The organism is Psychrobacter sp. UBA3483, assembly GCF_002377905.1.
Classification (GTDB): domain Bacteria; phylum Pseudomonadota; class Gammaproteobacteria; order Pseudomonadales; family Moraxellaceae; genus Psychrobacter.
In genome coordinates, this window is the sequence record NZ_DFQS01000058.1 from 1 (window position 1) to 6,344 (window position 6,344).

The following is a 6,344-nucleotide window of genomic DNA, read 5'->3' on the forward strand; positions in this document are numbered from 1 at the left end:
TTATTTTGAACTGACTATATAAGGCAAAAGTCAGACGTTGGGTGTAAACGTCGGGTATAAAAAGTAGCCAAAATTAATTTTAAAAAAAATAAGAGATTGCTATGCAACTAGAAATCAATGTCATTGACGCTTTTACGGATAGCGTTTTTAAAGGCAATTCAGCGGCGGTTATCATTACAGATGAGTGGTTACATGATGAGTTAATGCAGTCTATTGCTTTTGAGAATAATTTATCGGAGACCGCTTTTCTTGTAAGTGACGATGACGGTATTTATCATATTCGCTGGTTTTCTCCTTTGACTGAAATTGCATTCTGCGGGCATGCAACCTTGGCGTCAGCCTTTGTGTTATTTAACAAATATCCTAATGTAGAAACCATTAAGTTTTCAGCCAAAGCGGTTGGTGTGCTAACCATCGTGCAAACAGACGATGGCAAAATACAAATGGATTTCCCAAATACCAAACCTGAAAAGCTCAAAGATATCCCTAATAGCTTGTTGGCAGGATTGTCTATTGCACCAGCTGAAGTTTATAAAAACTCTCAAGCCTATTTTGTGATTTATAATGCTGAAGCCGATGTTTTAAATGTGACGCGTGATAACGAGCGGCTAAAACAGCTTGCGCCATTAGATGTGGTGGTTACTTGTCAGGCTACCTCTGCTGATTATAAAGATTACGATTTTATTTCACGTTATTTTTGGCCAGCCAATGGTGGCGATGAAGACCCAGTGACGGGTTCAGCTCATACTGCTTTAGCACCGTTATGGACGGAGCATTTGGGTAAAAATGAATTGATTGCTTATCAAGCATCAAAACGAGGCGGTGTTTTAGACTGTGTCGTCGTAGGCGATAGGGTACTGATTTCTGGTAATGCTGTGCAATATATGACAGGAGTTATTACCGTCGAGGAGTGGTTGGTTTGACTGAATTAAAAACCGTTGGACTGTTTGCGCTGACCGCATTAGCAGAGATAGCAGGCTGCTATTTGCCTTATTTATGGCTGCGAGAAGGTAAGTCGATTTGGCTTCTTGTTCCTGGCGCCTTAAGTTTGATGGCTTTCGTCTGGCTACTGTCCTTACATCCTACCGCAGCTGGTCGGGTTTATGCCGCTTACGGCGGTGTTTATATTTCGATGGCTATTATTTGGCTGTGGACAGTGAACGGTATTAGACCAACCACGTGGGATATATTGGGTTCTATCGTTGCGCTATTAGGCATGGCAATTATTATGTTTGCGCCGCGTAGTACTTAGCTTCATATCAGTAGTTAGTATGAGAGCAATTCCTAGCATAAAAGCAGTCGCTACGATAAAAAAGTGCTTTGTATAAAAAATGCCTATCAAACCATTAGGTTCGATAGGCATAGCTTCATATCGTATCTCTCAGACTGATATGGCTTCAATTAGCCTAGTGATGTACTCGATATTAATGTTTACCTAAGATACTGCCGTTGTCATCTTTTTTAGATTGTTTAGCGGCTTTTTTCTCTTTTGCCGTTAATAGGGGTTTCTTCTTCACATTCTTCTTACTATCTTGACCTTTACTCATGGTGTTTTCCTCTTGAGATAAGCCGTAATACCTTTAAAGCCAAAATAAACAAGCTTAAAGGTTAGGGTAATGCTGATGACGCAAATAGTGCGTACTACAATGAGTATAGGCTTAAGGTGCCACAATAGATAGCGTCAGCACAATTCACCTACGATTGGATTTAATCTATCTTAAAATAGTATTTATTTAGCCAATATTGCTATTAGCAAGTGCTTACTTACGCGGTCATCATGATTTGTTATAATGAGCCACAAGCCGATACGTCGTCGCGGCAAACCTTTATAATATTCATGTTTAGCACAATGAAGCTTACTGTTTTGGTTAATTACTATGCGTATCCGTAAACTGTTCAAATTTGAAAATGCGCATATCGTGCGTAACTGTAGCTCTGAGCGCTGTAAACACTCTATCCATGGTCATAGCTATCAGATTGAGTTGATTCTTGAAGCCAAGCGTTTAGACCATGGGCAAATGGTCTATGATTTTGGTTTATTAAAATCGTCTATTAAAGACATTATCGACAGCTTTGATCATGCGATTTGTTTTTGGAATAAAGATGACCCTGAGTATATCGAGGCTTGTAAAAAGTTCAGTGCACGCTGGATAAGCTTGCCAGTATCGCCGTCCGCAGAGCAGTTCTCACGCGTCATCTTCTTTTGGGCGCAAGAAATTCTCAAACAAACCCAAATGCAAAACGGTGAATCTGATGTCAGCGTCTACTCGGTGATTGCCCACGAAACCGCAACCGGTTACGCACAGTGCTTTGCTGACGATGTGGCGAACGCGCAAATGGGTAAGCTTCATCTAGAAGCGTTTGAGTTCAGCGAGCAAGTGAAGGCAGAATGGCATGACCCCGAGCTATATGCCAAACTGATGCGCGGTGAAAGCTTTATCAATCCAGCCGTGACCATGCAGGTACAGACGCAAGCACAAACGCAAGTAAAGAAAGGTAAGTCTGATGCCTAATAATATAAAAGAGGACAAAAATGTGAAAACCTTGACGCTGCATTCTGAAGCAGATACTCAGCGCTTGGCGGTGCAATTAGCAGCCTTACCCTTGTCCGGTAGCGTGTGGCTATCGGGTGATTTGGGCGCTGGTAAAACCACATTGACGCGTTATTGGTTGCAAGCGCTCGGACATATGGGTGCGGTCAAAAGCCCAACTTATACCTTGGTCGAGCCTTATAGTATTGAGCAAAAAGATGGTTCAATGAAACCAGTTTATCATGCAGATTTATATCGTCTGCAAGACCCAGAAGAGCTATCCTTTATCGGTTTCGATGAATATTTGGATGAACCAAATGCCTTAGTTATTATTGAATGGGCTAGCCGTGCGGACAGCTATTTACCACCGCCGAGTTTGTTTATTGATATGACACAAGCCGATCGCGATGATGATGATAAAGAAGCACGTCAGGTTGAGCTGCGACTATCGAAGGCGGGTCAAGCGCAGGGCTTGGATTTTTCTTCTCTCAACGTTTAGGTTCAACGGCACTACTGCCTCTGAAATTTTATAAAAGTATGACGCTCATTAATGCCAGATAACTCCTCCAATAGCCGTATCAAAAAATTATCGCCGCTGCTCATCAATCAATTGGCAGCAGGCGAGGTGGTGACGCGCCCAGCTGCTGTGGTTAAAGAGCTGCTTGAAAACGCGATAGACGCTGGTGCGAGCAATATTGAGATACGTATTACCCAAGGTGGCACGGGTATGATTGAAGTGGTGGATAACGGTACGGGTATTCATCCTGATGATATGGTAATGGCTATTACCCGTCATGCGACCAGTAAAGTCGCTGATGTGGCTAACCTACATGGTATTACCACATTGGGCTTTCGCGGGGAAGCGTTGGCAGCGACGGCGGCAGTTTCTCGTTTGACCTTAGCCAGTAGTCATGATGACAGTGGTGTTGGTCGCCAATTGCAAGTCGCTGGTGTGTTGGACGATGTGCCAAAACTGCTGCCAGTTGTGCATCAACGCGGTACGACCATCACGGTTAAAGATTTATATTTTAATGTGCCTGCACGCCGCGGTAACTTAAAATCTATTGCGACCGAGTTCGGTCATATCGAAACCATTGTCCGCGAAGTCGCTTTGGCGCGCGCAGATGTGGCGTTGACGCTATTTCATGATAATAAAAAGCGGCTGTCCCTGTCTTCAATTGCAAGCGCTTCAAGAGTAATGTCTTCCAATGCAAGCGCTTCAAGAGTCATGTCTGCAAATGATAACAGCAACAATAATGCTAATCGTCTGCCTTTATCACGTCTCGAGCAAGCGACTGGGTTATCATTAACGGATAAAGCCTTAGAAATATCCATAGACCTCACCAGTTTAATGCAGTCGCCTAAAACCTACATTGATAGTAGCTTTAGCGCTCAAGCAAGCATTAATGGATGGTTATGGCCAATCACTGATTTGCAAGATGCTTTACCAAAGTTAATCTATGTGAATGGGCGACTGGTTAAAGAAGCATTGATTAGTAATCAGTTGCGTCAACTTGCCCAAAGCGCTCAGTTAGCAGGTATTGGCTATGCGCTTTATTTTGATCTGCCAACTGAGTGGCTTAATATTAATGTACACCCATCTAAACAGCGTATCAAAATCAGCCCGCTAAATAACATCATGGCGCATCTTAGTCATGCGATTCAAGCAAACCTTAAAACGGTCGCTACCAAACAAACGATCGATTCTGCTCATGATACTACTCAAATATTAGATAATAGCCAATCTATCAATAGCGCCTTCGCTGTTAAAGGGCAACAGACGTCATCGGCTACTCATTCAACCAATCATTCAACCAAAAGCCAACAAGTGCAAGCGCCCAAACAGCCGTATCAGTTGTCAGAAAATACCGATGCTGCGCAATCATCAGAACAGGCTACTTTTACTGAAAATACAAATCCAAGTAGCACATTAATAAACACGGCCAATACGTCACAAAATCTATCGATAAAAAATGCTCCTTTACCGTATTGTTTGGAGGTTATTTTAGATACGAGTCATGATTTAGATGTAATTAAAAGTGTCAATGATAAAATGCTACCGTGGTTGCTGTTTTATAGTCGCAGCCAATTTTTGCTGATTGGCGTTGAGACATGGCAGGCGCAATTAAGCTTATTATTTGAATCAGACATGTTTAGAGTGAAGGCTTTATTGAATGATGCTAACGATGTTAATCAGCAGCTTACTGACTTAGCAGCAAAAATGTCCGCAGAAGATTTATTGGCATTTAGTGCAGATATTGAATGCTTGCTTGCTAAAAATGCGTTTAAATTTATAAATAAACAGCGTTTAATCGCATTGATGCTATCATCTGCACCCATTTAGTTGTCCATCGATTGAATTGGGGATACGCCCTAGTAGTCCTATAAAAAATAAAGGCAGTTTTATGCAAATTTTGTCTGACAGCTCATCTTATCGCCTAAGTCCTAATTTAGCGGATAATAGCGTGGTGTGCTTGATGGCACCGACTGCGAGTGGCAAGACGGCCCTAGCGTATGAGTTATACGATACCGGACGTTATGAGCTAATTTCGGTCGATTCAGCGCTCATATACCGCGACATGAATATCGGTACGGCGAAACCAACCGCTGCTGAGTTGGCGAGTTATCCGCACCATTTGGTTGATATTATTGACCCAACGCAGAGCTATAGCGTTGCAGAATTCGTTAATGATGTTGCTCGATTAATTGATCGCTGTCATAAAAACGGCAAAATACCCTTGCTCGTTGGCGGTACTATGATGTATTACATGGCGCTCATTGATGGGCTATCTCCAGTGCCGGATAGTGATGATAGCGTGCGTACGCGTGTGGAGCAGTGGCGACAAGAGGAAGGTATTAGTGCGCTATACGACTATCTAGGGAAAATAGATCCAATAAGCCATGAGCGTCTTAATGCAACCGATACTCAGCGCATTACTCGGGCAGTTGAAGTTTATCTGCAAACAGACATACCCATCAGTAACTGGCAGCAACAGCCCAAACAAGCATTGGCTCATAATCCCAATCAGCAATGGCACGTATTGGCAGTGATGCCTGATCGTCCATGGTTACATAAGCGTATTGAGCAACGACTAGACATCATGTGGGATGAGGGTCTGGTGGCGGAAGTGATTAGATTGCTTGAGCAGTATCCACTGACGCCCAATTTACCGTCAATGCGCTGCGTTGGCTATCGGCAAGTCTTAGAATATCTCGTGCATACCCAGCATCCAATATTTGAACAGCCGCATTTGGATAAAGCGCAATTTTATGATGCTTTCTCAGAGTTGGAAGCCGCGAATACAAATAGGCTACCACAAGCGATGACTACCCAAGTGCTCGGTCAGTCATCGACGCTCAGCGCTCAAGCTGAGGCACTTGCTTGTCAGCAAATGCAAAATAAGGCATTATATGCGACAAGACAGCTGGCTAAGCGTCAATATACTTGGCTGCGCAAACTCACCCAATTGTCTGATTTAACGGATACTATAAACGTTGCAAAAAAGCAGAATGAGAATGAAGATAAGCTTGTGCATTGCGATATAAAAATAAAAACATTTGCCACCATGACTCAGGTGAGAGCATATTTATTTTAAAACCAAATGAGATAGATCGTTAAATTAGCTCCCCGTAAAAAATAATGACAATTAGTTTCAAAATAAGTGCTAGATAACTGCTATAATTTAAACCATAGTAGAATAGTGTGAATTACGTCGAAATCGTTGCTTTTTAACGGTTGTTAATTAACTTTTGTTGGCAATAAGCCTTAAAAAATAAGCAGTTACTTAATTATACCCCACTCTCAACTTGAAA

At 42.4% G+C, this 6,344-nt stretch carries 7 protein-coding genes; 6 read left to right on the forward strand and 1 reads right to left on the reverse strand.

The annotated features are described in order from the left end of the window. The first annotated feature begins 101 nt into the window (after nucleotides 1–101). Nucleotides 102–923, forward strand: coding sequence for a PhzF family phenazine biosynthesis protein (locus B2866_RS10970; RefSeq protein WP_296194091.1), 822 nt, complete (start codon nucleotides 102–104; stop codon nucleotides 921–923). Next, nucleotides 920–1,252: a YnfA family protein gene (locus B2866_RS10975; RefSeq protein ID WP_296194093.1), complete on the forward strand. Its 333-nt coding sequence runs from the start codon at nucleotides 920–922 to the stop codon at nucleotides 1,250–1,252. Before B2866_RS10970 ends, B2866_RS10975 begins: the two co-directional genes overlap by 4 nt. A 172-nt stretch (nucleotides 1,253–1,424) precedes the next feature. On the opposite strand, the gene B2866_RS10980 is transcribed toward B2866_RS10975, so the two are convergent. Continuing rightward, complete coding sequence (locus tag B2866_RS10980) at nucleotides 1,425–1,547, reverse strand: hypothetical protein (RefSeq protein ID WP_020443648.1); 123 nt, start codon at nucleotides 1,545–1,547, stop codon at nucleotides 1,425–1,427. A gap of 330 nt (nucleotides 1,548–1,877) precedes the next feature. Here B2866_RS10980 and B2866_RS10985 point away from each other — a divergent pair, with 330 nt between their 5' ends. The 4 genes from B2866_RS10985 to miaA all read left to right on the forward strand — a co-directional run bounded on the left by B2866_RS10985 (nucleotide 1,878) and on the right by miaA (nucleotide 6,127). Next, nucleotides 1,878–2,513, forward strand: a complete 636-nt coding sequence (locus B2866_RS10985) for a 6-pyruvoyl trahydropterin synthase family protein (RefSeq protein WP_296194096.1) — start codon at nucleotides 1,878–1,880, stop codon at nucleotides 2,511–2,513. Continuing rightward, a complete protein-coding gene (gene tsaE / locus B2866_RS10990) occupies nucleotides 2,506–3,030 on the forward strand; it encodes a tRNA (adenosine(37)-N6)-threonylcarbamoyltransferase complex ATPase subunit type 1 TsaE (RefSeq protein ID WP_296194097.1) in 525 nt (174 codons plus the stop codon). Before B2866_RS10985 ends, tsaE begins: the two co-directional genes overlap by 8 nt. A gap of 51 nt (nucleotides 3,031–3,081) precedes the next feature. Then, nucleotides 3,082–4,875 carry a DNA mismatch repair endonuclease MutL gene (mutL, locus tag B2866_RS10995; RefSeq protein ID WP_296194100.1) on the forward strand — a complete coding sequence of 598 codons (1,794 nt, stop codon included), beginning with the start codon at nucleotides 3,082–3,084 and terminating at the stop codon, nucleotides 4,873–4,875. Nucleotides 4,876–4,936: 61 nt separating this feature from the next. Beyond that, nucleotides 4,937–6,127, forward strand: coding sequence for a tRNA (adenosine(37)-N6)-dimethylallyltransferase MiaA (gene miaA, locus B2866_RS11000; protein ID WP_296194103.1), 1,191 nt, complete (start codon nucleotides 4,937–4,939; stop codon nucleotides 6,125–6,127). Nucleotides 6,128–6,344: the final 217 nt, after the last annotated feature.

Coding starts and splice junctions, on each gene's coding strand:
- B2866_RS10970 (WP_296194091.1), top strand. CDS start 102: ATGCAACTAGAAATCAATGTCATTGACGCTTTTACGGATAGCGTTTTT.
- B2866_RS10980 (WP_020443648.1), bottom strand. CDS start 1,547: ATGAGTAAAGGTCAAGATAGTAAGAAGAATGTGAAGAAGAAACCCCTA.
- B2866_RS10985 (WP_296194096.1), top strand. CDS start 1,878: ATGCGTATCCGTAAACTGTTCAAATTTGAAAATGCGCATATCGTGCGT.
- tsaE (WP_296194097.1), top strand. CDS start 2,506: ATGCCTAATAATATAAAAGAGGACAAAAATGTGAAAACCTTGACGCTG.
- mutL (WP_296194100.1), top strand. CDS start 3,082: ATGCCAGATAACTCCTCCAATAGCCGTATCAAAAAATTATCGCCGCTG.
- miaA (WP_296194103.1), top strand. CDS start 4,937: ATGCAAATTTTGTCTGACAGCTCATCTTATCGCCTAAGTCCTAATTTA.